The sequence below is a fragment of the Micromonospora sp. LOL_023 genome, from assembly GCF_048060115.1.
Classification (GTDB): domain Bacteria; phylum Actinomycetota; class Actinomycetes; order Mycobacteriales; family Micromonosporaceae; genus Micromonospora_E.
Window position 1 is genome coordinate 1 of the sequence record NZ_JBHMIM010000201.1, and the last position, 442, is coordinate 442.

Here is a 442-nt window from a genome sequence, read left to right on the forward strand (position 1 = left end):
TCCCGCCGCGACGGCCCGGCACGGTGCTGGTAGTAGGCGGACCGGGAGACCTCCAGCAGCTCACAGGAACGCTTCACGTTCCCGCCGGGCCGCGCTTTCTCCGCCTCGATGAACGGGTACACGTTCACCGGGTCTCCCTCACGAAGAAAGCCGTGGCCCGTTTGAGGATGTCGACGTCCTCGCGGAGCCGGCGGTTCTCCCGCCGCAGCCGCGCCAGCTCGTCGCGCTCGTCGCTGGTCAACCCGTCACTGCGGGTGCCGGCGTCGACGTCGGCCTGCCTGACCCACTCACGGACCGCGGTCTCGGTCAGGTCGAAGTCCCTCGCGACCTGCGCCACCGATCGGTCACCCCGCCGGCACACCTCGACGATCTCCGCCTTGAACTCCGGCGTGAACGCTCTGCGCGGCCGGCGTGGTTTCTTGCCCATGCCTTCCATGATGAA

1 protein-coding gene is annotated in these 442 nt (G+C 69.0%); it reads right to left on the reverse strand.

The window, feature by feature from the left end:
• Positions 1 to 124: 124 nt before the first annotated feature.
• Positions 125 to 442 (reverse strand): transposase (locus ACFHVL_RS31465; protein ID WP_416632261.1); only part of this gene is annotated, 318 nt, incomplete at its 5' end.